19 protein-coding genes and 1 CRISPR repeat array (1 of these 20 only partly in view) are annotated in these 25,950 nt (G+C 44.4%); of the genes, 6 read left to right on the forward strand and 13 right to left on the reverse strand.

Annotated elements, in window-relative coordinates:
• A CRISPR array of direct repeats spans positions 1–886; the repeat unit is 36 nt; unit sequence GTCTTAATACCCCTCAGGGTAAATGGCCTCCATAAG (it extends 276 nt beyond the left edge of the window).
• Between the two features lie 433 nt (positions 887–1,319).
• The 8 genes from cas6 to R3D00_10980 are packed head-to-tail and all read right to left on the reverse strand — an operon-like array spanning position 1,320 to position 10,203.
• A complete protein-coding gene (cas6, locus tag R3D00_10945) occupies positions 1,320–2,183 on the reverse strand; it encodes a CRISPR system precrRNA processing endoribonuclease RAMP protein Cas6 (protein MEZ4773688.1) in 864 nt (287 codons plus the stop codon).
• Positions 2,180–3,286, reverse strand: a complete 1,107-nt coding sequence (cmr6, locus tag R3D00_10950; GenBank protein ID MEZ4773689.1) for a type III-B CRISPR module RAMP protein Cmr6 — start codon at positions 3,284–3,286, stop codon at positions 2,180–2,182. Before cmr6 ends, cas6 begins: the two co-directional genes overlap by 4 nt.
• Complete coding sequence (locus R3D00_10955) at positions 3,283–3,714, reverse strand: hypothetical protein (GenBank protein MEZ4773690.1); 432 nt, start codon at positions 3,712–3,714, stop codon at positions 3,283–3,285. Before R3D00_10955 ends, cmr6 begins: the two co-directional genes overlap by 4 nt.
• Entirely contained in the window at positions 3,711–4,583 is an 873-nt protein-coding gene (gene cmr4, locus R3D00_10960; protein MEZ4773691.1) for a type III-B CRISPR module RAMP protein Cmr4, read from the reverse strand. Before cmr4 ends, R3D00_10955 begins: the two co-directional genes overlap by 4 nt.
• A 14-nt stretch (positions 4,584–4,597) precedes the next feature.
• Positions 4,598–5,674 carry a type III-B CRISPR module-associated Cmr3 family protein gene (locus R3D00_10965; protein MEZ4773692.1) on the reverse strand — a complete coding sequence of 359 codons (1,077 nt, stop codon included), beginning with the start codon at positions 5,672–5,674 and terminating at the stop codon, positions 4,598–4,600.
• Positions 5,667–7,424, reverse strand: coding sequence for a type III-B CRISPR-associated protein Cas10/Cmr2 (gene cas10 / locus R3D00_10970; GenBank protein MEZ4773693.1), 1,758 nt, complete (start codon positions 7,422–7,424; stop codon positions 5,667–5,669). The genes R3D00_10965 and cas10 overlap by 8 nt, the downstream gene beginning before the upstream one ends.
• On the reverse strand, positions 7,414–8,571 hold the full coding sequence (locus R3D00_10975; GenBank protein ID MEZ4773694.1) for a hypothetical protein: 1,158 nt from the start codon (positions 8,569–8,571) through the stop codon (positions 7,414–7,416). Before R3D00_10975 ends, cas10 begins: the two co-directional genes overlap by 11 nt.
• Before the next feature lie 21 nt (positions 8,572–8,592).
• Positions 8,593–10,203, reverse strand: coding sequence for a hypothetical protein (locus R3D00_10980; protein MEZ4773695.1), 1,611 nt, complete (start codon positions 10,201–10,203; stop codon positions 8,593–8,595).
• Positions 10,204–10,502: 299 nt separating this feature from the next.
• On the opposite strand from R3D00_10980, the gene R3D00_10985 reads away from it, so the two are divergent.
• Entirely contained in the window at positions 10,503–12,398 is a 1,896-nt protein-coding gene (locus R3D00_10985; GenBank protein MEZ4773696.1) for a PKD domain-containing protein, read from the forward strand.
• A gap of 1,908 nt (positions 12,399–14,306) precedes the next feature.
• Here R3D00_10985 and R3D00_10990 read toward each other — a convergent pair.
• Genes R3D00_10990 through R3D00_11005 form a run of 4 tightly spaced genes read right to left on the reverse strand, consistent with a single transcriptional unit; the run spans position 14,307 to position 19,668 of the window.
• Entirely contained in the window at positions 14,307–15,587 is a 1,281-nt protein-coding gene (locus R3D00_10990) for an amidohydrolase family protein (GenBank protein ID MEZ4773697.1), read from the reverse strand.
• Between the two features lie 43 nt (positions 15,588–15,630).
• Positions 15,631–17,490, reverse strand: coding sequence for a sodium:solute symporter family protein (locus R3D00_10995; GenBank protein ID MEZ4773698.1), 1,860 nt, complete (start codon positions 17,488–17,490; stop codon positions 15,631–15,633).
• Positions 17,491–17,542: 52 nt separating this feature from the next.
• Positions 17,543–18,568 carry a hypothetical protein gene (locus R3D00_11000; protein MEZ4773699.1) on the reverse strand — a complete coding sequence of 342 codons (1,026 nt, stop codon included), beginning with the start codon at positions 18,566–18,568 and terminating at the stop codon, positions 17,543–17,545.
• Between the two features lie 41 nt (positions 18,569–18,609).
• A complete protein-coding gene (locus R3D00_11005; protein ID MEZ4773700.1) occupies positions 18,610–19,668 on the reverse strand; it encodes a hypothetical protein in 1,059 nt (352 codons plus the stop codon).
• A 197-nt stretch (positions 19,669–19,865) separates the two neighbouring features.
• Here R3D00_11005 and R3D00_11010 point away from each other — a divergent pair, with 197 nt between their 5' ends.
• The 5 genes from R3D00_11010 (at position 19,866) to R3D00_11030 (ending at position 24,880) form a co-directional block, all read left to right on the forward strand.
• Positions 19,866–21,233 (forward strand): sulfatase, encoded by a 1,368-nt coding sequence (locus R3D00_11010; protein ID MEZ4773701.1) that lies wholly within the window; start codon positions 19,866–19,868, stop codon positions 21,231–21,233.
• A 197-nt stretch (positions 21,234–21,430) separates the two neighbouring features.
• Entirely contained in the window at positions 21,431–22,540 is a 1,110-nt protein-coding gene (locus tag R3D00_11015) for an alkaline phosphatase family protein (protein ID MEZ4773702.1), read from the forward strand.
• Positions 22,541–22,629: 89 nt separating this feature from the next.
• The gene (locus R3D00_11020; protein MEZ4773703.1) at positions 22,630–23,046 is read left to right on the forward strand and encodes a response regulator; all 417 of its coding nucleotides are present in this window, start codon (positions 22,630–22,632) and stop codon (positions 23,044–23,046) included.
• Between the two features lie 154 nt (positions 23,047–23,200).
• Positions 23,201–24,061, forward strand: a complete 861-nt coding sequence (locus R3D00_11025; protein ID MEZ4773704.1) for a fumarylacetoacetate hydrolase family protein — start codon at positions 23,201–23,203, stop codon at positions 24,059–24,061.
• Positions 24,062–24,100: 39 nt separating this feature from the next.
• On the forward strand, positions 24,101–24,880 hold the full coding sequence (locus tag R3D00_11030; protein ID MEZ4773705.1) for an SDR family oxidoreductase: 780 nt from the start codon (positions 24,101–24,103) through the stop codon (positions 24,878–24,880).
• Here the strand turns inward: R3D00_11030 and R3D00_11035 are convergent.
• Positions 24,875–25,897, reverse strand: coding sequence for a LacI family DNA-binding transcriptional regulator (locus R3D00_11035; GenBank protein MEZ4773706.1), 1,023 nt, complete (start codon positions 25,895–25,897; stop codon positions 24,875–24,877). The genes R3D00_11030 and R3D00_11035 overlap by 6 nt on opposite strands.
• Between the last annotated feature and the right edge of the window lie 53 nt (positions 25,898–25,950).

The raw sequence follows: 25,950 nt of genomic DNA on the forward strand, positions 1-25,950 counted from the left end.
AATACCCCTCAGGGTAAATGGCCTCCATAAGCCTGAGCCAAATAGTGAAACCATTTATCCAATACTATGTCTTAATACCCCTCAGGGTAAATGGCCTCCATAAAACGTTTAGCGTCCCGAAAGGGACAAGCAGAACCTGATGAATGGTCTTAATACCCCTCAGGGTAAATGGCCTCCATAAGTCGTCTGCTGGTGACGCACTGTTATCAGTACGACATGGTCTTAATACCCCTCAGGGTAAATGGCCTCCATAAGAGGTCGTCCTCTCTCTATTTCTCTTTGTTTGGGCTTGTCTTAATACCCCTCAGGGTAAATGGCCTCCATAAGCATCTGGAACAAACTGGTCAAGAAATACGGCGAGTCTTAATACCCCTCAGGGTAAATGGCCTCCATAAGTTTGTCTTACCCAATCCCGGGATGGCCAAAGGTCGTCTTAATACCCCTTAGGGTAAATGGCCTCCATAAGGGAGGCTTTGCCGTCCGACTAAGACTATAGGTCTGTCTTAATACCCCTCAGGGTAAATGGCCTCCATAAGATGCTTGTGTAGCAACATACACAGTAGACTCACCGTCTTAATACCCCTCAGGGTAAATGGCCTCCATAAGCGAGGCCACAATTGTTTTGGCCTGGAACCGCGGTCTTAATACCCCTCAGGGTAAATGGCCTCCATAAGATGCGTTACACTGTTTCGATAGGAGTATCGAACATGTCTTAATACCCCTCAGGGTAAATGGCCTCCATAAGTTCAATATATATGACCGTGTATGATGAATACACGTCTTAATACCCCTCAGGGTAAATGGCCTCCATAAGATCCAGAACTGCTGGATAGCAGAGTGAGGGAAGAAGGTCTTAATACCCCTCAGGGTAAATGGCCTCCATAAGGCATTGAGAATGAGGCTGTTGGTATAAACCCCAAACGCATATACTTATGCAGAACTCCTCTAAGTTAGTGAGTGTGAATCAATTATCCAAAAAAAGTTTTGGTTTCGCACGGGGGGCGCAGGTTGAGGTCAAAATTGGCGGTTTTGAGCCATATAAAATTATAAATAGTTGATTATAAGATTTTTATGATAAAAATTGTTTCGAACGTATTTAGGTTGATCTCGAAAAAGTATGCCCGTGCGAAAAATGGCTATTATTTACCGCTTTTATTTTTAAATCAGAGCCGGTTTTACAAACTGCTTTCGCACGGGTTGTTGAAAGCGTACTATTTTTTGCCCCGTGCGAAAGTTTTTGGCGATTAAAAATGAATCAAAAATCGTAAATGATTGATATATAGTCATATATACTTTCGCACGGGATTAGGGTAAATTTCCTACTTTTTGCTTTCGCGAAGGTGGTAGGAGTGCCCCGGCAACCAGTAGGTCTGGATTTGTCCCAAACCCCAGGCAGCTCCTTTTCCCACGCCAATCGAGTGCCCGGCTAGTAACAGGGTGGCCAGCGGGGCAGTGATATTGTGAACCTGCCATTTTCCTGTCCAGCCGGGTATGTCCATTTTCCTGCCCTGGCGGGCCGAGTAGCGGGTGGTTTCATCACGGGAGAGGCGGCGGTCGGTAGTTTGGGTTTGAGCGGCTTCTTCTCTCCAGGCAGTGATATTTTCGGGCATGGATCCCTCACAGAAAAAATGGGAAAGCCAGCCCGCCCGCTCTGCAAGGGATGAAGCAAAGTCCTCAAATACAGGTGTTTGAGAATTTCCGTTTACCCAGGGGGTGGTCAGTTGTATGACGGCTGCTCCGGCATAAGGCAGGCGTTGAAGTTTGCTCCAACTCATAACCGGCAGTACTTCAAATCCTTCCCAGGCCATTCTGACCCGATCTGGGCCCCAGGCTTCGCCCATTCGCTGATAAACGGGTGCCATTTGCAAAAGCAGTTCGACAGGTTTTCCTATCAGGGTGAAAAATATTTCGATTTCCTGCCCTGCTTCGATCTTCTCGTTTTGCATATCAGGTACAACCAGCACATAAGGAACCGGCCCCTGCCTCAGGCGTCTGCCTGCGGGATGCAGGGGCGATACTTTGTTTTCAAATATCTGATAATACCAGCCCAGATGCAGGGATTTGAGGGCATGGCCCAGCATGCCCCTCCAGGCAGAACTTTTGTGTTTGCCCACCCATCCGCCGGTTTCGGCGCGATATACAAGCCGGATTGTCTGCCAGTAAAGGGGGAATTCGTCTGTCATTGTACCAGTTCAAAGTTGAAATCTTTATGATCTGTGATCAGACTGGTGATTTTGATTTTTACAGAAGTCCCTAATGGAAAGTCTCGAATATCTTTGACAGTTCGTTTCCGGGAGTTTTTCTCTTTAGTCTGTAACTCCAGAATCAGCCTATTTTTTTCATACCCAATGACCTTACAGTCTATTTCCTCCCCTACGGTATAATCTGAAAAACTGCGTGTCGATCTGCCTGGTTTGTGGGAAGACTGAGGCTTCTGGTTAACCTGCTTTAAATTCTTTTTAAAGGGCACCAGCCTGCCATAGCCCGACCGGCTTTTGGCGCCGATCCCCCAGTCTTTCAGTAGTTTTTCAAATAGTCTGGACTTGGCTTCCTCACTCAGCGTGAGATCCTGAAAGCTAAAACTTTCCAGCCGGAAAGTAAACCGTATAGAAACTCCCGGCAATATTTTCATAAACTGAACCGGGATCGGATTTTTCAGCGGATTGTTTCCATGCGGTGTGATAAAATCAGGTCCAAGAAAAGCCGATTTTGTATTTTCAGAGGAAAAGGGAAACGCATCAAAAAATACGTCCCGCTTGTAAGGGTGATCCGGGCCTTCGAAAGTGGTTTTAATAAAAGTATCAAGCCAGGGGATGATATTTTCACCCGTAAGTGCCAGACCAGAGGCATCGCTGAGATACGTGGCGGTTTCAGAAGGATATTGCTTGGCTGCATTCAGCATTTGTGTGAGATAATGTCTGAGACAACCTTTAATGGATGAGCCGGGAATGACGGGAAGCCCCGTGGAGGGATCAAATTGAAAGCCGAGTTTGATTTCTCCCTGTGCACCGGTTTCATGGCTTACCCCTGCACCGATAAACAGACCCGGGTAGGTGGTTTGCAGTTCAAACTTAAAATATCCGGCCAAATCTTCCAGGTCGTACGCGGGCCAGGCATCTCCGGTAAAATTATCCAGCTTTGCGCCGAAAAGTTTTTGGTTATATATATTCAAAACCTTTTCATAATCCTCTTTTTGTTTTTTATTCTGATGTTTTTCCGGGTCTTCGATTTTTTGGTAATATTCTCTGTAGAAGATATACCCCAGATTGGCTGTTGTTTTACTCATGGATTTTCTTTTTTCGAGGGAGTAAGTTCAAAGGTTCGAAGGGCCATTTTGAGTGCCAGCGCGGCATCGAGTATATTCATTTCTTCGGCTTCTGTAAGCTGGTTTGTTTTTCCCAGCAGGTAGTTTTTCAGAGCCGCATGTTTATCAGTTTCTACCTTTTTGTCCGGGAAAATCAGCCGGTAAATGCACCAGGTAACCTTCCATCGGGCTTCCTGAGGCCCGGTATTGGCCTTTCCGCCTTCTTTCTGGTTTTCTTTTTGCCCATAAAAAATTACGGCCGGGAGAAGGCCGCTTTGCACCACGGCTGCTCCAAAGGAGGCAAAATATCCTTTAAATTTGTCGGGAATGGTTGTTCCTCCATTTGCCACTTCTGATTGCAATACTTCGATGGCTTTCGGAATCATTTGTTCGATACGCGGATTTCTCATGATTCGACGTTTTGAGGGGTGGGCGATGTATGAAGGGCCGTCCAGCGTGTAAAGCCATAACCAACGGAGGCATTTCCTCCAATCTGAATGACACTTGCCTGGTTGTGGGTATCAAAGGAATTCACAAGGGTATCACCTTCAGGGGCAATGATAAAAGCGACCATACGGGTCTGACGTGGCAATACCTGCTCATACCAGAGATTGACTGACTCTCCATCATTCAGGGCATTCCTTGCAATTACCGGCAGGTGAAGGTCATTACACAGCTTTCTGAAAGTTTGATCCGGTACAATTACTACCGGCCCTTCTCCGATCAGGTTTTTCAGGGAAGATGCTGCCGTGCCAAGATCACCAGAGACAGCTTTCAGATCAATTTTTATATCCCACAACCAGACCGGCCCCTGACAACTTATCCCTATGGGCAGTTTCTCGTCTTTTATATCTTTAAATTTTTTCCATTCATCATTACCCTCCTGTACAAAACCCAATTGTTCGGCAAAATCAGCAAGGGTACGCAGGAGCATCGGTGAGGTGACCATGACATAGGTGTGTTTGTCCGTAGCTACTGGCAAGGCCAGCAAATGTGCACCGAGAAAGGCATATTCGCCGGTCTGGTACTGGCCGCTTTTTCCGGTTTTATTGATCTGAGCATCGCTGCCAAAAATATAAATCTGGTCGGCTGAGGACATTCCCTGATGATCAAGATATTGTTTGAGCGCACCCTTCAGACTTGAAGGATGGATACAGGGGATACCGGTAAGGACATCGCGTTGAACCAGTTTGTCAATGAGTCCGTAGTTTTCTTCACCACTTCCTACATGCAGGTTGGTGAGCGCACGGATATTATAGGCTAAACATGTATCAGACATGGCGGATTATGAATTTATTTTGGGGTGGAAAAATAGTTATAGCCGATTTTATAGTAGGCTTCGTGATTGAGCCAGGTTTGAAGTGCGGTTAAATCCGGTTCGAATAAAAGGCCTCCTCTGGAAAGCAACAGTCGGGGAGTATGGGCATGGTCTCCAACGGGTTTTTGATGGTAGGAAAATTCTGGATCAGTCAGAGTCTTCTGATTCCGGAAAATGACCGTATCCGTTGCTGCGAGTTTTGCCCCATGTGTTGCGCCATCCGCTACATACGCATCGGAGAGCAGGGTCGAGATACCGGAAAGATGGAATTGATCTGCCTCCGGGAAAAAGAGGTTTACCTTTTCAAAATTCATCTGAAAAGGGGTTCGGTTTCCTCCCAGATATACAAGTCCGCTACCTGATTGGGGCAGCCCATGGCCGGTTTCCAGCGAAGCGTAAAACTGATATGCGGCGCGGGGATGAAGATGAAGCAGTTCCATCTTAAAGAAGCCGTCTTCTTTGGGCTGGTGTTTGTATTGTTTGGTAATGCCGATTTTGACAAATTTGGTGAAAGCCCAGGGGTCTGAGAGTTTGTCATTTTCCTCTTTTTCCACTTTCAGTGTTTTTTGCAGGTCATCCTCGCAGAAAAAAATTTCAGACAAATGGTATTCTTTGACATTGTATCCCGGCAGGCAATAGAGATGATCGGTTTTACTTCCGCTGCTGGAATAGGATTTTCCCGGAATCGTCATAGCCTGAAAGTTTTTGGGGTTTTTGACCAGAAACCAGGCTTTGTTTTCAAACTGGAGGAATACAGGCGATAGTTTTTCAATTTTTCCGAAAGTCTGCTGGTCAGCTTCAGTGCCGGTAAAGCTATTTTCCCCAATCAGGCCTTCTGCTTTTTTCTGGTCGTTGATTTGATAACCCTTTCCCCTTTGATAGGTGAGGGTTTGGTTTCGCCTGAGCAGTTCGTACCGCAGCATACCCAGAATGGTAGTCTGTTGGGGAAATAGGCGGGTACGAAGGAAATAATCGTCCTCCGTAAGACCATGTTCTCCCCCAAAATATGCAGGGGAGAGCGGTTTAAGGGTAAACAAATAGTATTCAGGCATCGTCTTCATCTTTGCTGTTGATAAGGTGAATAAACCGCAGCAGGGCGTAGGTGAGATCAAGATCAGCTTTTCCGGTTTTTAGCCTGCTGATGGCAATAAAATCTTTCAGGTATTCGAGAAAAGGACTGAGTCTGTCTTTTTCAGCGCGATTGCGGTGAACCTTTTCGCTAAACTGGTTTAAAAACAAAGGATCGAGAAGAGACTGATAATAAAGGTCAGGGCCTTTTCTGCTTTCTTTCTCCGTATCTCGGTCGAGAACCACTTCCAGCATGTCTTTCATGCGGTCGAGTTTGTGGGCAACACCTGCGATTAATGCGTAATTTTCTTTATCCTTGACAGACTTTTTCTTGACTATTTCCTGGCCGGCATGATCCTTCAGGTTTTGGTTTAACATCAAAAACCACTGGCTATAGAGATTGGAATCATTTTTATTGATAATGCCACCGTAATGCTGACCGCTATGGCGCAACACTTTAAAATTAATTCGGTTGCGGTCTTTATATTCGGGTAAATCCTGTTTGATCTGGGCAAGCAGGCGGCGGCTTTCTTCCATCGCTTCCTGAAGCGGATATTTGTAATAGGAAATGGAAACACCGTAGGAGAGGGTGGGGACTACGCCTTTTTCCTTATACTTTTTGAATGTTTGGGCAAACGCCTGATCAATTTTCTGGATAAGGTGAAAAACCGTCTCGAACTGACCGGTATGATTATTTCTTCGGGCTACCGGAGCAAAAAATACCAGATCATCTCCACCCAGATACAGAGGCGCCGCGCCATAGCCATAGTCCTGGGGGTTTTCTGTGTGGCGGTCACCTGCGAGGATTTGATTGGCTTCTATGCCAAAGGCAATAAGGTCTTCTGAAAAACTCTGTACAGCTTCCTCATCATCTCCCAATTTTCCCAGCAACTTGCCTATTCCATCACCATCGGCGTTTACTATGGCAATATAGCGGTGCCGGGTACTCATTTCTTTTCTAAAATCAGGGTGGCTGGTCAGTCTGTCGAGCAAGTCTTGTTCTTCATTTTTGTCTTTTTGATCAAAGTCAGCTTTTACGATTTCTTCATAAGCCGTTGGGTTGATGGGGCGAAGGTCACTGGTAGCGACCTCTATCAGAGACTCAAACTTAAACCGGGGATGAAAAGCATCTTTAATGAAAAAGGACCTGTGAACAGCCCGTAGTAAATAGGCCATGTAATCGGGCTCCAACGGGGCAATCTGGGCAGTGAGTTCCAGATGGTCGAGCAGATAGTTGATTTTTTTGACAAACGAATCTCCGGCTGCGGGCAGGTCTCTTTCTTCAATTTCGAGGCACGCCAGGCGGAAATACTTAAAGAAACTGTTTTTTATCGGCACATAAGTATTAGGGGCAACAAACTCAAACTGATTTTTGAGATAAGCGGCTTTTTCTGTGCGGGTAAATTCTTTGTAGGTTTCGTCGGCAAGTTTTTCTACTGTTGAGTTTACCGCATTTTGGAGTGCATGAAATTCATTGCCGTCTGCACTTAATATAAGGCGGTCAGGCCATACACCTACACCGATTTTCAGATCAAAAGTTTCGAACTGCTCCGGATAATAAGGCAGAATAAAAGATTTTACCGGCACATTGCCATTTGTACGCAAGTGCTGGATAACCGATTTCATGATCCATGAAAACACGTAGCTGGCAGCCCAGAACTCCCGGGTTCGGCGCGCTTTTTGGGCGGTCTGATAAATCGGACCTATGGTTAAGGCAACATACTTATTTGACATGGGTCCAGGTGTTCAGAAGTTTGAAAAATTCATCCCAATTAAAATGTGCAGGAGTTTGCAGGTTTTGAGACTTTCTTTTTCCTGTAAACAGGAAACTTGCACCCAACATAACTTTGGGAATCGGGCGTGCGATTAAGAATAGCTGGTCTTTAGCGGGTTTCAATAACAAGGGAGAAGCAAATCTTTCGATTTTGTCTTTGGGTACCGATTCAATTGTGATTTTAGCTTTGTTGATCGGATAAGATAGTTTAGGATAGTCATACAATTCCGCCAGACCAAATAATGCGCGCACATAATGAACCCGAGGCCCTGGTGCGCCGCCTTTTTCCTGAGCAAGTTCTTTGCTCACAAAGTTTTTTTCCCATTCAATATTCTTCGATGCAAAATAGTCTTTCAGTTTGGAGCTATTGGTGGATTTGCCGTTTGCAAACCCTACTTTATTTTTTAGTGCTTTATACTCAGTATTGATCTTTTCAAGAATTTTTTCAGGTTTTGCATCAGAGATATTTTGTTTACCTATTTTTATAAAGGATGGATTTTCTGCCAAATGCTTTTCCAATTCGGAAGAAGACATGCCTTCAGGTAAAAATGATCCAAAACCCTTGCTTTGGCGGGTACCAAAATTATGATATGCCAGCACGTAGGGGATCGCCTTTTCGACCAGGTCCAACACTTTCGGATCAAAAGAAGACAGCCTTATCGTGAGGGGTTCATCGTAGAAAACGGCAAGGCGGAGGGCGTCTTTATTCCCGTCGCGTTTCAGTGGTTCTGCATTGGCAAAATAGGCACTGTTGGGAATTCCGGTAATTGGGCCGGTTCCAAAGAATTTACTTATTGTATTTCCGTCAGCGGCATCGTATTTCCCGGCCACAGGGAGATACCATTTGGGATCAGAGTTGGGAATCACATCGAGCCGGTAAGGTGAGGGCCTGGGCTGGCCATCTTTGTCCGGAAGGAATTTTTTGATTGCCTCGACATACTCTTTGTTATTATACAGCGAGTTATCTACTCTTTTTAAATCTTCGGTGATAAACGTCTGTATTTTGGGTTTCAGTTCGGTAGCTCTGAGACAGGGATTCTCCTGAGTCCATTGGAAATGGATCAACGGTGTAATCTGAACGATTGGAATGGTTCTTATGAAGGTCATCGGGTGCGAATTTTACATAGTTTATCTATTCCCTCTGAAATATTGGATACCAACTGCTATTATTCCACCCAATGCCATTAGCCCGGATGAAATCAAGATACTCCACTCAACAACAGGGGGTACAACAACTTTTCCTGAAGAGAACTCTGTTATACCCAAAAAGGCCAGCAAAACAGAAGGCAGCAAAAATAACCCACCTACCCAGGCAATTAAGTCCAACTGTTTATTACGGCGGTCTTCCTGCACCAATTGGCCATATTGATAGAGCGTGGCGATTTCTCCTTCCAGATCTTTTACCTGTTGGGGCAAGCGGAGTGTTTGCTGGAGTTTATCGTACATTTCTATGCCCTGGTCTTGAGCAGTTATTTCCCTGAAATAGATTTTATTGATAAATCGCAGGTAATTTTGGTGTAATTCTTCTAATCTCCGCAGTTCCTGTTTGGAGATTTTACCCAGTTTTTTGCGGGACAAATTAGTCGCCTCATCCGAAAATCTAAGAATCATGGCACGTTGTACAAGGCATAGTTCAGCCATTCGGAAGTAAATGGTTTCCATGTGAACCTGTAAGGGATCAAATCCTGAGAGTGCCATCAGAGAGTAACGGGTAACGCCAAACAGGCTGCGGTATCCGCTCCATCGGGTGTAGGTAGCCTGTTCAAGGAGATCTGTTGTAAAACGATCGTTAACTGATGTTGGGCCGTCATGGTCGATATAGATATATTGGTACCAGAAGTCCCGTGCTGCATCAGAATAGGTTTCTTTTATAGCAAAATCAATCCTTTTGGTAAAAAGATCTTTTGGTACACTTTCATCTGGTTTATACCATGATACGACAAACATCCGGTCGTCAAGGACAGGGTAAATGCGAATTCCTGATGGCAACGCGTCTTCATCATTCAACCCTTGTATTGCGCCTTTTGGGAATATGGCGTTGAATATACGGGGAACCATGAATGGATTTTTTTTCACTTTTCGCTCGATATCTGCGTATCTGGAGAAGTTGTCATAAGATTCCTCAATCTGCCTGTATTCGGAATGGCCTGCAAATTTCTGAATACACATCCACTCAGGTAAAAGGGTGTCCTGGACATCAAGCAAAGGATTTAATCCAAAAGTAATAAACTGTGGAAAAAGTCTTCGCCCAAACTGATTGATTTTCAGAATATCTGCGGCAACAGGGTATTTGTCATTGATCAGGTGAAAAGATAAAACCCCTACACCCATTTCATAAAAATTGACAAGAATAGAGTCAATCCGAAGGTGATATGGTTCTTCTACCCCTTTTACCTTAAAGGAATAATAAGTGGGAATTTCCCTATGTTCAAGATTATGTTGCAAGTGAAAAAAAAGTTCAGGAGAAATTTCACCATAGGAAGTAGGTTCCTGGCCTTTGAGATAGGCTTTTAAGTCATTTCCCTGATCATATAATGCTTCACCGGCAAAATCATAAAAATAAGTGAATTCATTATACGCTTTGGGATTGTCAGCTTCAAAGCTAAATGGTTCCAGTTTTCCAAGTGGAGTTTCATTTTCTTTTAATCCTTGAATGTATGTTTCAAGATGAAAATTTTCGGGAGAGACCGGATACCATTTGAAAGGGAAAAGGAAGATGTGGTTGCTATATTTGGTCATAGTTTTTTCATTCAATCAGAAACATTCGTTTTGTTGTCAATATGAAGTGCTAATAAGATGATTTTTTGAATCTATAAAATATTTCGATATGGTCAAAAAGTTTCAAGTGAAAAACAATTTATTTTTCAGCACAAATCGAATTTCTAATACATAAAAGATGTATTGACGTCACAAATACTTCCAAGTGTAAAGTTTCTCCATTAATTTGTAGCGTGAAAAGAATCCACTCCCCACATTGAGGGATGCAATGAATGGCGGATTGTATAATCTTTGTGTTTTATCATTCTAATTGCTCACGAATGAAAACAAAGAATATTTTTCAGATTGGACTTTTTGCATTCGGTTTGTCTGCTATATGCTCTTCCGGTAAGAGCCAGACTGCCGAAAGATTGTTGGTTCATGAAGTCGAGGCCAATCTTACCTATGTTTCCTGTGCCGTGGATGGCGATGGCAATATATACAGCGCAACGAGTTATACGGATGCTTATACCTATGAAGGTGAGGCGATTGCCAAACTTCAGGCAAATTCTCAGGAAGAAATTCTCTATTGTGTGCACGACTCCCAGGGCGAATTGATTTTCTATAAACGAATTGCAGTTACGGGTGGAAATAATTCCACTGTCGGACGTATCGAATTTATGGCTGTTGATAGCCTGGGTTATGCTTATCTCTCTACGCAGGGAACTGCCGGAAATGGATTCCTTCGAGTGGAGAATGATTCTTTATCCATCGGTGCCAGCTCCCTCGCCGGGAATATGGTCATTCAGCTGAGACCTGATGGTTCGCTCCGGTCTGTCAGGCGGTTTGCCGGCATCCGGAATGTAGCTGCATCGGATTCGCTGATGTATATGGCTTTTCAGGATAATCTGGACGCCAATAAAGTGAAGTTCCAGTGTTTTGACAGCACGTTTACTACCCCCCGATGGAGCCTGGAGGGAAATGCAAATATGGTCATCGGTGCAGTATCGTTTGACCGTACGCAATTGTCTGTAAGTCCAGATGGCAACCTGATCGCCCTGCTTGTGAAAGAGGGCAGTGCCGGCTCCCCTGTTTTTGGCGGGCAACCGGTTCCCTTTCAGACTACCCAGGGATTTGATGAGATGGCGGTGATGATTGCAGACAGGGAAGGAAATCTTCTGGGAATACGCACATTTTTTGGTTCGGCATCCACCAGCGGCATGGATGAATTGCCCAATGCCGTAGCTATTGGCAATGATACCAGTGTCTATCTTTCGTGTTATACGTCGGGAACGGTAGATTTCGCAGGGAATATCTATGCATCCGTATCCGGGTTTAGCTCCAGCTACGGGCTGATCGTGACATGGGATAGTCTGGGTAATGAAGTATGGGCCGTGCAGATGTTGAGTCAGACACAATCTCCCCGGATCGACGGACTGGCGACAAATGCAGCAGGCGACCTTCTGTTTGGGGCTTCGTGGGCAGGGAAAGTGCAACTGGGAGATAGTCTGCTGGCCACAGGCGCTTCGCAACGGTCATTGACAGGCAAAATCAGCGGAAATAACGGAAGCCTGGTGTGGAGCAAAGTGCCGGTGAGCGCAGCCAATACTGTAAACGGGCAGCGAATTTCCATTATCGGAGGAGACCGGTTTGTGATGAGTGGAAAGAGTGCACAGGGATATGCGTATGATTGCCTGGAACCAGTTGGAACTGGCGGAAAATCACAATTTTTGCTGATCATCAACGAAAATATCCCCCCGGTGGCAGCGGCGGCGTTTGATTTGGTTCAAAGCGGGGTTACTATCACTTTGACAAATCAATCAGCAGGCGCTACAGAATATCTGTGGGATTTTGGGGATGGTATTACCTCGACGGATTTTTCTCCGTCGCATACCTATACGGTAAACGGGACTTATACCGTTTCGCTCATAGCCAGCAATTGTCTGAACAACGATACGACCAGCGTGGAGGTAACGATACTTTCCGTCGGTTTGGCCGGGCAGATCAGTCCCGATTTGAAGATATATTATGAAGAAGAAACAGAACAACTTCACCTAGAAGTGATACAGGGAAAAGGAAATTGGCGGTTGATGGATGTTCAGGGCCGGTATTTGGGCGAAGGGCGATTGTTGCCTGGCAGGCAGGAAGTGAATCTTGCAGGACAGGCGAGAGGGGTGTATGTTTTGCGGTCAGAGCTAAGCGGTGTATCCGGGGTGCTCCGATTTGTAAGGCATTAAAGGATACCGTTGCTACTATCGAAAAGAGCAGTCAGGGGAATTGGCCGCAGATAAAAACAAAATAAATTGCGAATAATGGAAATTCAGGCACTGCTGAGTAGTGTGGAAACGGAGTATACCGTTTCCACAATTTTTTTGATTACCTAATAAAGTGGGGTGCAAACCAAGATGTCGCAAGGCTTAAAAATAGAGAAAAAGACCCTTTTCCATCCGGAGAAGCACGTTTTTATTGACACAACAGGTCATTCCGACGACCGGAGGAAGGCCGAGAGGGCCCCTTTCGGGGAGGGACCTTTTCGGCGAACCGACCGTAGTGCAACATTTTGTTTGCGGCCAATGAAATGAGTCCTGTAAGGTCGGTTTTGCAACCGAAGAGCCCATTAAGGGCCGGTTTCAGTGGTTTGCAGCGGATTTTTGGCTGATTTTGGGAGTTAGGTAATTGATTAGTAGGGATTTGCGAATTTTTGTATCCGTTTTTAACGGTTTGAAGCGGTTTGAAGCGGGTTTATGGCTGATTTAAGGGGGGAATCAATTGATTATTAGGACTTTATCAATTTGCATATCCGTTTGCAACGGTTTGCAGCGGGTTTATGGGAATCGAAAGGATTTAATCAGTTGATTATCAGTGATTTGTGTATTTTCCTATCCGTTTCCAACGGTTTGTAACGGATTCCAACGGTTTGTAACGGATTTTTGAAAAGAGTTACGATTTAAATATTTGAATATCAGCACATTATGATGGGGGTATCCGATTTAAACGGTTTCAAACGGTTTCCAGGCGCAGGGTCCATTAAGGATTGGTTTGAAACGGGTTCCTGTCTGATTTAAGGGTTTAATAATTTGATTATCAGCGACTTGTGGATTTTGGTATCCGTTTGTAACGGTTTGCAGCGGTTTGAAACGGGTTTATGACTGATTCAAGTGGGGAATCAATTGATTGTCAGGACTTTGGTAATTTTTGTGCCCGTTGTAACGGTTCGAAACGGTTTGTAACGGATTCCAACGGTTTGTAACGGATTCCAACGGATTCCAACGGTTTCCAACGGTTTCCAACGGTTTGTAACGGATTCCAACGGTTTGTAACGGATTCCAACGGTTTGTAACGGTTTGTAACGGTTTGCAACGGTTTGTAACGGATTGCAACGGATTTTCGAAAAGAGCTACGCCTTAAGTATTTGGCTATCAGTATATTATGATGGGGGTATCCGATTTAAACGGTTTCAAACGGTTTTAATCGTTTTTAGCGGTTCTTCAATGGATTTTGGACTGAATTAGATATTTAATTAATTGATTGTCAGTACTTTGGTAATTTTTGCGCCCGTTGTAACGGTTCGAAACGGTTTGCAACGGTTTGCAACAGTTTGCAACGGTTTGTAACGGATTTTCGAAAAGAGCTGCGATTTAAATATTTGAATATCAGTGCATTATGATGGGGGTATCCGATTTAAACGGTTTCAAACGGTTTCAAACGATTTCCAGGCGCAGGGTCCATTAAGGATTGGTTTGAAACGGTTTGTAGCGGGTTTATGGGAATCGAAAGGATTTAATCAATTGATTATCAATAATTTGTATATTTTTCTATCTGTTTGCAGCGGTTTGTAACGGATTGCAACGGTTTATAACGGATTCCAACGGTTTGTAACGGTTTGAAGCGGGTTTATGGCTGATTCAAGTGGGGAATCAATTGATTATTACGACTTTCTCAATTTGCATATCCGATTCCAACGGTTTATAACGGATTCCAACGGTTTGCAACGGTTTGCAGCGGGTTTATGGCTGATTTAAGGGGGGAATCAATTGATTATTAGGACTTTATCAATTTGCATATCCGTTTGCAACGGTTTGCAACGGATTCCAACGGATCCCAACAGCTTCCAACAGCTTTTCACATAATCTGCGGGCAATTTTTCACTCTTTTTTATAAACAACCCCATCCTTCATCACAAATCTTACGCTGCCCATACTGGTAATGTCTTCTGCCGGATTGCCCTCAACAGCGATGATGTCTGCCAGCTTACCCGTCTCAATAGTGCCTAATATATCAGATACGCCCAGCAGGTCTGCGGCGTTGATAGTGGCAGTTTTAATTGCTTCCAATGCAGGCATCCCTGCCTCGTTCATGTAGATAAACTCCATCCAGTTTTTCCCATGCGCAAATACGCCTGCATCTGTCCCAAAGGCGATTTTGACTCCGCCTTTCCAGGCTTTGCCAAATGTATTCTGGCTAACTGGTCCGACAACCCGAACCTTCGTCGCTACTACTTCCGGATAATAACCGGGAATGGCTGCCGAATCAGCGGTTGATCGCCCTGCGGTTACGGTTGGTATATAATAGGTTCCGTATTGTTTAAACAATTCAATGGCTTCGTCGTCCATATAGGTGCCGTGTTCGATCGAGTTTACTCCCGCCCGAATCGCGCGCTTCATGGCCTCCGCACCATGTGCATGTGCGGCAACCTTAAAGCCGTAATCTTTGGCAGTACTAACTATAGCTTCGATTTCTGTTTCGGTAAACTGGGGATTGTCAGGACTTTTTGCCATACTGAGTACACCCCCTGATGCCGTGATTTTGATCAGGTCGCTGCCTTCCTTATACCGGCTCCTGACTGCTTTTGCTGCGTCCTCAGAACTATTAATCACGCCTTCTTTGGGCCCAGGATCACCCATGAGATCCTGCCGGATTCCATTGGTGGGGTCTGCATGGCCGCCTGTCGTGGCAATCGCTGTCCCCGCAGTGTAGATTCTCGGTCCTTTGACCAGCTTTGCATTGATAGCGTTTCGGAGAGAAATATTTACCCCAAATGCTCCTCCCAAATCCCTTACCGTCGTAAATCCTCCCATCAACGTCCGCTCCGCATAAATCGCAGCACGAAAGGCTATATCCGCCGGATTGAGCGTAAATTCCTCCAGGTAATTGTTCCGGCCAGTCTCGCTGGTAATATGCACATGCATATCCATCAACCCGGGCATGACCGTATATTTTTTGAGGTCTATGATCTGGTCTGTTTTTTCTCCTTTTAGGTATCCTTTCGCTACGGCAGTGATAGTATTTTTTTCTACAACCACAGTCATCTCGCTCTGGATTTGCCCGGCAACTACATCAATCAGCTTGCCACAATGCAAAATGGTTTTTTGTGAGAATGCGCAAAATGGAATAATAATCAGCAGAAAAAAGGTCAGTTTTTTCATAAAAATGCTTGTCTTAGATACTGTCTGTTGAAAGTCAATTTTTTCAATCCTCCAGCTTATCCCACCAGTTGATTTTCAACAGCCAGGTAGTTACGCCAAGCACTATAGCTGTGGGAATAACATATGTCCAGTTGCGGGTGATCAGTACAACCGGCAAAACAACCAGGCCCATTTGCCAGATGATGCCTATTACAACGTTAAGTGTGTCTCTCCCAAAGTCTTTGTTGGGGCGAAATGTTGAATCTTCCGCCATAACTTTTTCTTTTATTGGGCCCCAAAAACCCCATGGACGGGTTTTGCGATAGAAGTTTTTCAACGTCGCTTCGTCATCGGGCGCCGTTAGCAAACAGCCTCCGATACTTCCCGCCACGGCAATCAAAAACAGGAATGGAAACTGCTCAATAGCCAGCAGATGCCAGCCTAGCGCATCAGTGATCATGGGCAATATCGCTACACCTATCATGCCTGTAAGCATTCCAAAGAAAAATCCGTAACCGTTAAATCGCCACCATATCCATTTCAACACATTCGCAGCCACATAACTTCCGTACAGTAATCCTACAATCCAGTCTGTCCGTGCCTGTATATTTCCGCCAATCAACCCAAAAATCAGCCCAATGAATACAAGGGAGAAAGTAACAATATAACTCAGTCTCACATAGGTGCTGTCAGGTGCTTCCGGGCGAATATATTTTTTGTAAATATCATTGACTACATAGGCCGATCCGGCATTGATAAATGCTGCATACGTGGACATAAATGCTGCAAGCAGTCCGGCAAGCAGTAATCCCTTAAATCCGGTGGTTACATATTCGCTGATGGCAAAGGGTAGTACTTTCTCAAAATCGAGTTTCTGGACGGTAACTCCTGCTGCATCGGTAACCGACTGGGTGATGCTGGAAGGATCCATATACACCAGGGCAAGAACGGTTATCCCTGCAATCATAAAGTATCGGGGAACGGAAAGCACGACTGGGGTAAGGGCAAACATTTTTGCAGCTTCCGTAGGTGTACGGGTGGATAATACCCGCTGCATATCATAACTGGGCACAGGGCCCGCCATACTCGCCCATATTCCCTTAAACAACATCAACATAAATATAAATCCAAACATCGAATACCCATCTTCCTCAATCCGGGCCTGTGCCAATGGAATTTTTTCTGTCCAGTCAATACCAAGATCCCAACCAAACCACAGGGAATTCCAGCCATCGGGGACGGCTGCTGCGATTTGTTCGGGTGTCGTATGCATAACCGCGATAATTCCTACTACAATACAGGCAATAGTCATGATCAGAAACTGCATCACTTCCGTACCCACCACACTGTAAAACCCCCCCTTGATCGTGTACAGGGTCGTAATACCAATAATCAACAATGCGTAAGTATCTTCGCTGCTGATCTGGAAACCACCCACAGACCACGACATATCCCAGGGGAGAAACTGTGCTGCAAATTTGCCGATGCCTTCGACAAAATAAGCCATAAACGAAATCACAATAATCACGGCAAACACTACCACAATGATATGCGAAAGCGTACTGCCTGTCTTATTGCCAAACCGGAAAGTGATCCATTCTGCACCCGTGAGCACATTGGAACGCCTCATCCAGATCCCAAGGAAAATCATCATGAATATCTGGTTCCAAATCGGCCATAGCCAGGGAATCCATACACTTTTTAGTCCGTAGATAAACATCCACGTAACGGCGATCATCGTGCCTGAGACATCAAACATGCCGGAGGCGTTGGAAAGACCCAAATAATACCAGGGAATATCGTTTCCCGCGAGGAAATAAGTTTTGATACTTTTTGTCGCGCGTTTGGCTAACCAGAATCCGATATAAACGGTCCCGATCATATATGCCGCCAAAATCAACAGATCCAGAAGTTCCAGTTTCATTGTAGTTGTAGTTACAACTGCATCTTAGGCATTTTTGGGGAAAATACAAACTTTAGGGAACTGTGATTGGAGGTACGATATCTCCATTTACTATTAGTTTCCTGGCTAGCTTTCCATATCCGTAAGCTTTAGGCCAGTACTTAAAAGAAAGATTGTAACCCGGAATAATGAAGAGGCCTAACACAGGTAAAACCATTATCATAACTAAATTGACAAAGGAACTGACCATACCAACCATGAGGGACCATAAATAGGCAGCAAGGGTTGATCGGGGATATTTTTTGTAAATCGCAAATGCTTCTCTTATCTTTTTTATGGAAAAAAGTTCTTTCCAGGTGATTTCCCCAAATGCGTAACGGAAAGTCATAATTTTAAATGCAGGGGTTACAATCAGGCCATATAATGCCAGTAATACTAATTCCAGTGCAATCCCGATTCCAATATCATCCAGAACACTGGTTCCCAAATAGGCACTTCCTTCATTTTTGGTAGTGAGGTAAATCCAAAACCCACCTATATCACCCCGAGTGCCAATATATTTCGTCATCCATTTCCCAAACTCAAATACGAACTGAATAATTTTAGCACCAAAAAGAGCAAGGAATATGACTCTGGGTAACTCGTAAAAAGTTCTTGCAGTCATTAGCTTTATGCCCTGTTTGATATAACCGCCTATATCCTGAAGGTTTTTTACTTTTGGTGAAAGTATATTGTTGCCTTCTCCAATTCTTTTTATGATTTCCAGGCTCCAGCCATGTGCAAAAAAACGGTTGAGGTTGAGTAGGCCATAACTCAATACTGAGTAAAGGAGGGTAAGGACAAGGGTCTGTTGTTTACTGGCCTTATTTCTAAATAACAATTTAACAGCATTAATCTGGCCTCTTATATATTCCAAAATTCCCCAGATACCATATAGTCTTACTGTATTATCTGTTAAAACGACGTTTTCCCAAACGATATTTTCATCCTTACCAAAGAAGATCGATGCAGGGGACCCCGCTTTTGGAAAATCTGTAAATGATTCTCTTTTGGCCGGTGTATACCCTATCTGGAGTTTATATTTTGTAATTTTTTCCATGATTATTGTTGGTGAAAACAACGTGTAAAAAAGTGATGAGGTTAGAATACAACGGACTCATTTGCAGGCTGATGGGCTGTTTTTGGTACCAATGAGTGTTGTATTTTTGTAGCTAACCAACCATAGGCATAGGCAATGGGCCAATGTCGTATAAATACCAGTAAAAAAGGCACTGCAACATAGGCAGCTCCAAAAGTAAATGTTGTCAGCAGGCTTAATGAAACCACGCAAAAGAAATTGATACACAGGTAAAAAAAGCAAATACCCAAAACCAGGTCTGCATTTTCCCTATAAACCATAATACTGTGTCTGATTTGTCCCGGACTCAGAAACTGATATCCCCTTATAAGGCCTTGGGCATACTTGATCATATTGATGCGATAGATGGGCCATACAATCAGAAAGTATAGAAGTACCATCACAAATTCAATGATTACTGATACCATTACTTCGGGGATTTTTGCGATTAAAAACTCTAGAATAGTTTTTTTATCGCCCGTAATAATGTCCCAAACCCACCAGAAAAAATCTATAAATAGGTTAAATAGCTGTGGCGTTACGATTGTTAGAACAAGTAAATGTGGGAGAAAATATATTGCTCGCATGACGATTAAAACCAATCCCCTTCTGAAAAATGTAAATAGATTAGGAATGGTTTCCGGAATAGTTTTCTCTCCATTGGAAAGAGCCATGTTTTTAACAATCTCCAGTCTCCACCCTCTCAAAAAGATTGTATTGATCATTGCCATGAAGGTGAACACCCATGATAATAGCGCCATAACTATCGCCTGTGATAAATTTCCACTGGTTGAGAATGGCTTCCTTAAATGCTCATATCCTTGCCTGATTGTCATTTTGAATTCATCCCAGGGTTGTTCGCTTTCGCTAATAAAGGATATTCCATCTGCATGGGCTTCCAGATGAAGAATCTCATGGTGGTCAGGTGGCGCCTGTTTTGAATGATTCCCAAATGAAATTGTGGGATTAAGCTCTTTGAACGCTTTTTTTTTAAATTTGACAATTTCCTTAAGTAAATTCTGATCCAGATTTTTCTGATCATCAGAAAGGTATACAGTGAGCCCGTATTTTTTGCTTTTCATAAAAATGGTTGATGTATTACCAAATCTATGTTATGGGGAGTTTAAAAACAAGGGGCGCATGAATTTATTTTCCATCTCACCGAATATTTCTATCTTCCACATGACATAATTTTCTAAATACTCATATTATGCTTCGACTAACTACCTCTCCTTTTATTCGTCTCAGTTTTTTCTGCGGGATAATTATGTTTCTTGGGATGTCTGGATGCGCTTCTTCTAATGAAAAAAGTGGTGTTTCTCCGGACTCACGCCCGCCCAACTTCATTGTCATCTTTACCGATGACCAGGGATACGGCGATCTCGGGGTCTATGGGCACCCGACCATCAAAACGCCAAACCTGGATCGCATGGCCTTTGAAGGACAGAAATGGACGCAGTTTTATGTTTCCGCCAATGTTTGCACTCCCTCCCGCGCAGGCCTCCTCACCGGGCGATATGCCATCCGCAGCGGGATGACTGACGAAAAAAACTGGGTGCTTTTCCCTAATTCTGAAGGGGGACTCCCCGCAAGCGAAATTACCATTGCCCGCCTGCTTAAAGGTGCTGGTTATGCCACTGGCGCTATCGGTAAATGGCACCTCGGTCATTTGCCTCAATACTTACCTACCAATCATGGCTTCGATTCGTACTTTGGTATTCCCTACAGCAATGATATGGACAGGGTCGATGCCGCAGGTGTGGACGTATTTGCTCAACCCAAAATCGAGTCGTTTAACGTGCCGCTCATGCGCAATGAAGAAATCGTGGAAAGACCTGCCGACCAGAATACGATAGTCAAACGATATACGGCAGAGGCGAAACAATTTATTCTTGAAAACAAAGAAAAACCGTTTTTCCTCTATCTGGCCCATAATCTGCCGCATGTACCGCTCTTTGCCTCCGATGATTTTCGCAATACCAGCGAGAGGGGGCTTTATGGGGATGTCATTCAGGAAATTGACTGGAGTGCGGGCGAAATTCTGAATACGCTCCGTGAGCAGGGACTGGACAAAAATACGCTGGTAGTTTTCACCTCCGACAATGGCCCCTGGGCAATTTTTGGTGACCACGCGGGCAGTGCGGGTTTACTGTATGGTGCAAAGGGAACCAGCTATGAAGGCGGGGTAAGAGAACCTGCAATTTTCTGGTGGCCGGGAACGGTCAAACCGCAGGTTGTAAGTAAACTGGGCAGCACCCTCGATCTCCTGCCTACTTTTGCCAGTCTGGCCGGGGTTTCGCTTCCCGATGACCGCGTGTATGACGGATATGATATTTCTGGTGTATTGAAGGGCGAAGACGTCTCCCCGCGAAACGAAATGTTGTATTACCACAACACCCGCATTTTTGCCGCGCGCAAGGGTGATTTTAAGCTGTATTTTTATACCAACAATCCGCTCGGTTATCCTGCACGGGTAGAAAAGCTGGAAAAATATCAGCTGTTCAACCTTGCCCACGATCCGTCCGAAAAAATCGATGTAGCAGATCAATACCCCGAAGTGGTAGCAGAAATCGAAGCCATGGTCGCCCGGCATTCTGAGACTGTTGTACCCGTGGAAAGCCAGCTCGCCAAAAGGACGGGGCAGTAAATTGCTACGGAATTATAGTAATTGTGAGAAAGTAATCTTTCCGAAACGAAGCAGAAACCATCTGCATAGGCAGACACACGAAGGGTTTGTTTAATTGGCGAAGCAAAGGGAAATTTAATCAATCCTTAATGCAGGTTATCTTGCAAATTAATCTCAGTGAAGTTGCTTCGAAGCATCACTCAATGAATATAATCATTATGCAAAAATTTTTTCTCCTAATCATTTGTCTGGCAGGGATTTGCCTTTCTGCTAATGGTCAGAATCAAGGTCTGAAAACAGAGAATATCATTCTTATTACCTTCGACGGCCTTCGCTGGCAGGAGGTATTTGGCGGCGCAGATTCTGTGCTTTTGTATGACAAAACATTCACCCCCAAGCCCGAAGAACTGGCAAAATCGTTCTGGGCTGAGACTCCTGTTGCCAGAAGGGAAAAACTTATGCCCTTTTTCTGGTCTGTCATCAGCAGTCAGGGGCAGTTGTATGGCAACAGAAAATATGACAATAAAGTAAATGTCTCCAACCATATGTGGTTTTCATACCCCGGATACAATGAAATTCTGAGTGGTTTTTCGGATGATGAAAGAATTAAGTCCAACGACAAAATCGACAACCCCAACCAGACAGTTCTCGAATTTATCAACAACCAGCCGCATTTTAAAGGAAGAGTGGCTGCCTTTGGGTCGTGGGATGTGTTTCCCTATATCATTAATACCCATCGAAGCGGAATTCCCGTAAACGCAGGTTTTCCTTCTGCTCCTGCCGGTGAAAATCTGACCGAAAAAGAAAAACTTTTATATGAACTTCAGGCTCAGATTCCCGAAGAATGGGGTTCTGTGCGGTATGATGCATTTACCCATCATTTTGCAAAAGAATACATACAGAAAAATGCGCCGCGACTGGTGTTTATTTCTTATGGCGAAACGGATGATTTTGCCCATGACGGCGCTTATGATGAATACCTGAAAGCCGCACACCGCACCGATGCATTTATTGCGGATATCTGGAGTTTTGTGCAAAATCACCCTGCATACAAAGATAAAACTACGCTCATCATTACTACCGATCATGGCCGCGGCACTGTTCCCATCGAAAACTGGAAACATCACGGTACGAAAATACCCCATGCAGATCAGATATGGATTGCAGTAATGGGGCCTGATTCGCCGGCTTTGGGAGAAGTCAATTCTGCTGGCCAATTGTACCAAAATCAGATCGCACAAACGGTGGCCACTTTGCTGGGGCTCAAATACAACAATGAAAAACCAGTAGGATCTGCCATTTCAAGTGCTGTTTATAAATCAAAATGAGAATAGTGGGTAATTAATGTGGATTTTAGTAGCCATTTCATTTACTTATCCATCGTTTTATCTTGTGGATAGGAACTCGAGAATTGGTTATGAAAAAAAAACTTAACTGCATATTACTCATTGACGATAACCCTGATGATAATTTTTATCATAAACGGGTTATCAAAAAAACGAATTGCTGTAACAACATTGTTGCTATAGAATCAGCTTTAGAGGCCTTAGACTTCATCAAAGCCAAACCTGAACACCCGGAAACCCACCCTGATCTGATTTTCCTGGATATCAATATGCCTGGTATGAACGGGTGGGAATTTCTGGAAGAATACAATAAGCTGGAAATTAATCTTCAGAGCAGAGTCGTGGTGGTGATGCTTACGACCTCTCAAAATCCGGATGACCGTAATAAAGCAAAAGCACTCAATATCATCTCAGAGTTTGAAACCAAACCCCTCGAAAATGAAAGCCTGGAGCGAATTTTAAAGCAGCTTTTTGCAGATTATTTCTGACTGCTGCGCCTGCGTCATTTTCCTGCTAAAGCTTACCGGCAGGCTGATAGGTATTTCTGAAACCTTCTGCGAAAAGCATTTCCGGCAGACTTCTTTAGTTGTTATGCCGAATTATGTTTTTATTATTGTAAATAAAACCACCTGAGACTCTTTTATGAAACTATTTCGCTTTGGCCCTGAAGGTAAAGAAAAACCCGGAGTGATACTTTCCAATGATCATCGTATTGATGTTTCTGCTTTTGGTGAAGATTATGACGAAAGCTTTTTTCAAAATAACGGCCTTCAACGACTGGAATCATGGTTGCAAAAAAATGCCAGCAATGCACCGGTTGTTCCCGAAAATGTCCGGCTGGGCTCACCTGTCTGCCGTCCTTCCAAACTGATCTGTATCGGACTCAACTATGCGGACCATGCCCGGGAGAGCGGAATGGATATTCCCAAAGAACCTGTTGTATTTTTTAAAGCAACGTCTGCGATTTGTGGGCCTGATGACGATCTGATTCTCCCCAAAGGTAGTGTCAAGACTGACTGGGAAGTAGAGTTGGCATTTGTCATCGGTAAACGCGCTTCCTATGTCGAGGAATCTGAGGCGATGGATTATGTGGCAGGATATGTCCTCCATAATGATTACAGCGAACGCGAATTCCAACTGGAGCGTTCCGGCCAATGGGTAAAAGGGAAAAGCTGTGATACATTTGCGCCTTTGGGGCCATTTTTGGCTACCAAAGAAGAAATCGATGATGTTGATAATCTTCATCTCTGGCTCGAAGTAAATGGCGAACGTGTCCAAAATGGAAATACCTCCAATCTTGTGTTTGGGATTCCTGTTTTGGTCAGTTATCTCAGTCGCTTTATGACCCTCCTTCCCGGTGATGTTATCTCCACCGGTACCCCTCCCGGTGTGGGACTTGGCTTTAAGCCCCCCCGCTATCTGAATGAAGGGGATGTCGTAAAATTAGGGATTGAAGGGCTTGGAAGCGCTCAGCAAAAAGTTGTGCCTTTTCGAATAAAATAGCCGTATCTGCCGCCCAGGATTTATTTTTAAGCCAATGTCATGGATCTATATTTGCATAACAAGGTAATGATTGTTACTGGAGGCGAGCGCGGTATCGGAGAAGGTATCGTTAGGGGGATGGTTGCCGAAGGTGGGACTGCGGTGATCGCCGGAAGACTTCGGGATGAAGGTGAATCTCTGGCCAATGAGCTAAATGCGGGTGGTGGACAATGTTTGTTCATTCATACGGAATTAACTCAGCCAGGGGCATGTCAAATGGTCATTGACCAAACGATGAAACTTTTTGGCAGAATTGATATCCTTGTCAATAATGCAGGCGTGAATGACCGGGTCGGACTTGAAAAAGGAAATCCTGCGGATTTTATAAATTCTCTTTCTATCAATGTTTCACATTATTACTGCATGGCGCATTATGCCATTGAAGCATTGAAAGCCACAAAGGGTACCATCATCAATATCAGTTCTAAAACCGGTGTAACCGGTCAGGGCGGCAACTCTGGTTATGTTTCTTCCAAAGCTGCTCAACTGGGCCTTACCCGGGACTGGGCCATCGAATTGCTGCCTTATGGCATAAGGGTAAATGCTGTCCTGCCAGCAGAGGTAATGACCCCGCTTTATATGAACTGGCTGGAAGGATTTGCCAATCCCGGCGAAAAACTCAAAGCCATCACAGAGCGAATCCCCCTTGGCCATAGAATGACCACAGCAGAAGAAATCGCTGACATGGTTTTATTTCTCGCATCAGAACGCGCCTCACATATTACCGGTCAGTATATGCACGTTGACGGAGGGTACGTACATCTTGACCGGGCTTTATAAACGCCGGGTGCTATCTCTTAAGATCAGCTGTGTCTCCAATACTTCCGTCCGAAAAGGAATCTCTCCTTCCTCACTGTTGAGTTGCTCAAACATCAGTTTCACCGCAACTTCTCCAATATGGAAGGCGGGCTGAGCTACCGTTGTAAGGGCAGGTTCTATCATTTCGCTCAATGGCTGGTCGCTAAAACCAACCACCGAAATATCTTGGGGGATTTTTAACCCCATTTTTTTGATCACCCGGATGACATCGTAAGCAATGTTGTCATTGAAGGTAAAAATCGCATCTGGCCGGTTAGGCATTGTCAGCAATTCTTCAGTGATTTTCATCGTGAGCTCCCGGTTCATATCACAATGCCGGACCAGAGAATCATCATCAGGAATGTCATATTTATCCAATGCAGCAAGATAGCCATTGAGCCTTTCGGTACTGTTGGACAAAGGAGCGGGTCCTGCCAAATGGGCAATTCGCCGACAGCCGGTTTTAATCAGATATTCTACTGCGGAAAGAGCCCCTTCGAAGTCATTCACGACTACTTTCGAACCCTGAAAGCTCATACTGATCCGGTCAAAAAATACAACCGGAATATCTTTTCGGAGAAATGTTGCAAAGTGTTTAAAGTCTTGCGTTTCTCCTGAAGGACAAACCAGCAGTCCATCGACCCGACTGGACAGCAGGGCATAAGAAATGGCCTTCTCCCGTTCATAAGACTCATGCGACTGGCAAATCATTATATTGTACCCCGCGGCAAGTGCAGCTTTTTCTATCCCGCTGATTGTCGTTGCAAAAAAATTATGGGCGATCTCAGGAACAAGCACGCCAAGCGAATAGGTCTTGCTTTCCCTGAGACTTTTTGCAGAGGGATTCGGCTGATATTCCAACTCTTCCGCCAATGCTTTTACCCGGGAACGGGTGGATTCACTGATTCGATGTCGGTCGTTGAGTGCACGTGAAACTGTAGATGGAGAGAGGTTTAGTCGTTTTGCCAGTTCCAGTAACGTGACCTGTTTTTTCTTCATTGTTTGAGTTAATCGTTATAGCTTTTGATTTTTCAGGAAAATAATAATTTCTA

This window comes from Bacteroidia bacterium (assembly GCA_041391665.1).
Lineage (GTDB): Bacteria > Bacteroidota > Bacteroidia > J057 > J057 > JAGQVA01.

What these genes read in the sequence shown, in the direction of transcription:
- R3D00_10975 (MEZ4773694.1), bottom strand. Translation starts at nt 8,571, where the DNA reads ATGACCTTCATAAGAACCATTCCAATCGTTCAGATTACACCGTTGATC.
- R3D00_10995 (MEZ4773698.1), bottom strand. Translation starts at nt 17,490, where the DNA reads ATGAAACTGGAACTTCTGGATCTGTTGATTTTGGCGGCATATATGATC.
- R3D00_10955 (MEZ4773690.1), bottom strand. Translation starts at nt 3,714, where the DNA reads ATGAGAAATCCGCGTATCGAACAAATGATTCCGAAAGCCATCGAAGTA.
- cmr4 (MEZ4773691.1), bottom strand. Translation starts at nt 4,583, where the DNA reads ATGTCTGATACATGTTTAGCCTATAATATCCGTGCGCTCACCAACCTG.
- R3D00_11030 (MEZ4773705.1), top strand. Translation starts at nt 24,101, where the DNA reads ATGGATCTATATTTGCATAACAAGGTAATGATTGTTACTGGAGGCGAG.
- R3D00_11035 (MEZ4773706.1), bottom strand. Translation starts at nt 25,897, where the DNA reads ATGAAGAAAAAACAGGTCACGTTACTGGAACTGGCAAAACGACTAAAC.
- R3D00_10980 (MEZ4773695.1), bottom strand. Translation starts at nt 10,203, where the DNA reads ATGACCAAATATAGCAACCACATCTTCCTTTTCCCTTTCAAATGGTAT.
- cas10 (MEZ4773693.1), bottom strand. Translation starts at nt 7,424, where the DNA reads ATGTCAAATAAGTATGTTGCCTTAACCATAGGTCCGATTTATCAGACC.
- R3D00_10985 (MEZ4773696.1), top strand. Translation starts at nt 10,503, where the DNA reads ATGAAAACAAAGAATATTTTTCAGATTGGACTTTTTGCATTCGGTTTG.
- cmr6 (MEZ4773689.1), bottom strand. Translation starts at nt 3,286, where the DNA reads ATGAGTAAAACAACAGCCAATCTGGGGTATATCTTCTACAGAGAATAT.
- R3D00_11005 (MEZ4773700.1), bottom strand. Translation starts at nt 19,668, where the DNA reads ATGAAAAGCAAAAAATACGGGCTCACTGTATACCTTTCTGATGATCAG.
- R3D00_11025 (MEZ4773704.1), top strand. Translation starts at nt 23,201, where the DNA reads ATGAAACTATTTCGCTTTGGCCCTGAAGGTAAAGAAAAACCCGGAGTG.
- R3D00_11015 (MEZ4773702.1), top strand. Translation starts at nt 21,431, where the DNA reads ATGCAAAAATTTTTTCTCCTAATCATTTGTCTGGCAGGGATTTGCCTT.
- cas6 (MEZ4773688.1), bottom strand. Translation starts at nt 2,183, where the DNA reads ATGACAGACGAATTCCCCCTTTACTGGCAGACAATCCGGCTTGTATAT.
- R3D00_11010 (MEZ4773701.1), top strand. Translation starts at nt 19,866, where the DNA reads ATGTCTGGATGCGCTTCTTCTAATGAAAAAAGTGGTGTTTCTCCGGAC.
- R3D00_10965 (MEZ4773692.1), bottom strand. Translation starts at nt 5,674, where the DNA reads ATGCCTGAATACTATTTGTTTACCCTTAAACCGCTCTCCCCTGCATAT.
- R3D00_11020 (MEZ4773703.1), top strand. Translation starts at nt 22,630, where the DNA reads ATGAAAAAAAAACTTAACTGCATATTACTCATTGACGATAACCCTGAT.
- R3D00_11000 (MEZ4773699.1), bottom strand. Translation starts at nt 18,568, where the DNA reads ATGGAAAAAATTACAAAATATAAACTCCAGATAGGGTATACACCGGCC.
- R3D00_10990 (MEZ4773697.1), bottom strand. Translation starts at nt 15,587, where the DNA reads ATGAAAAAACTGACCTTTTTTCTGCTGATTATTATTCCATTTTGCGCA.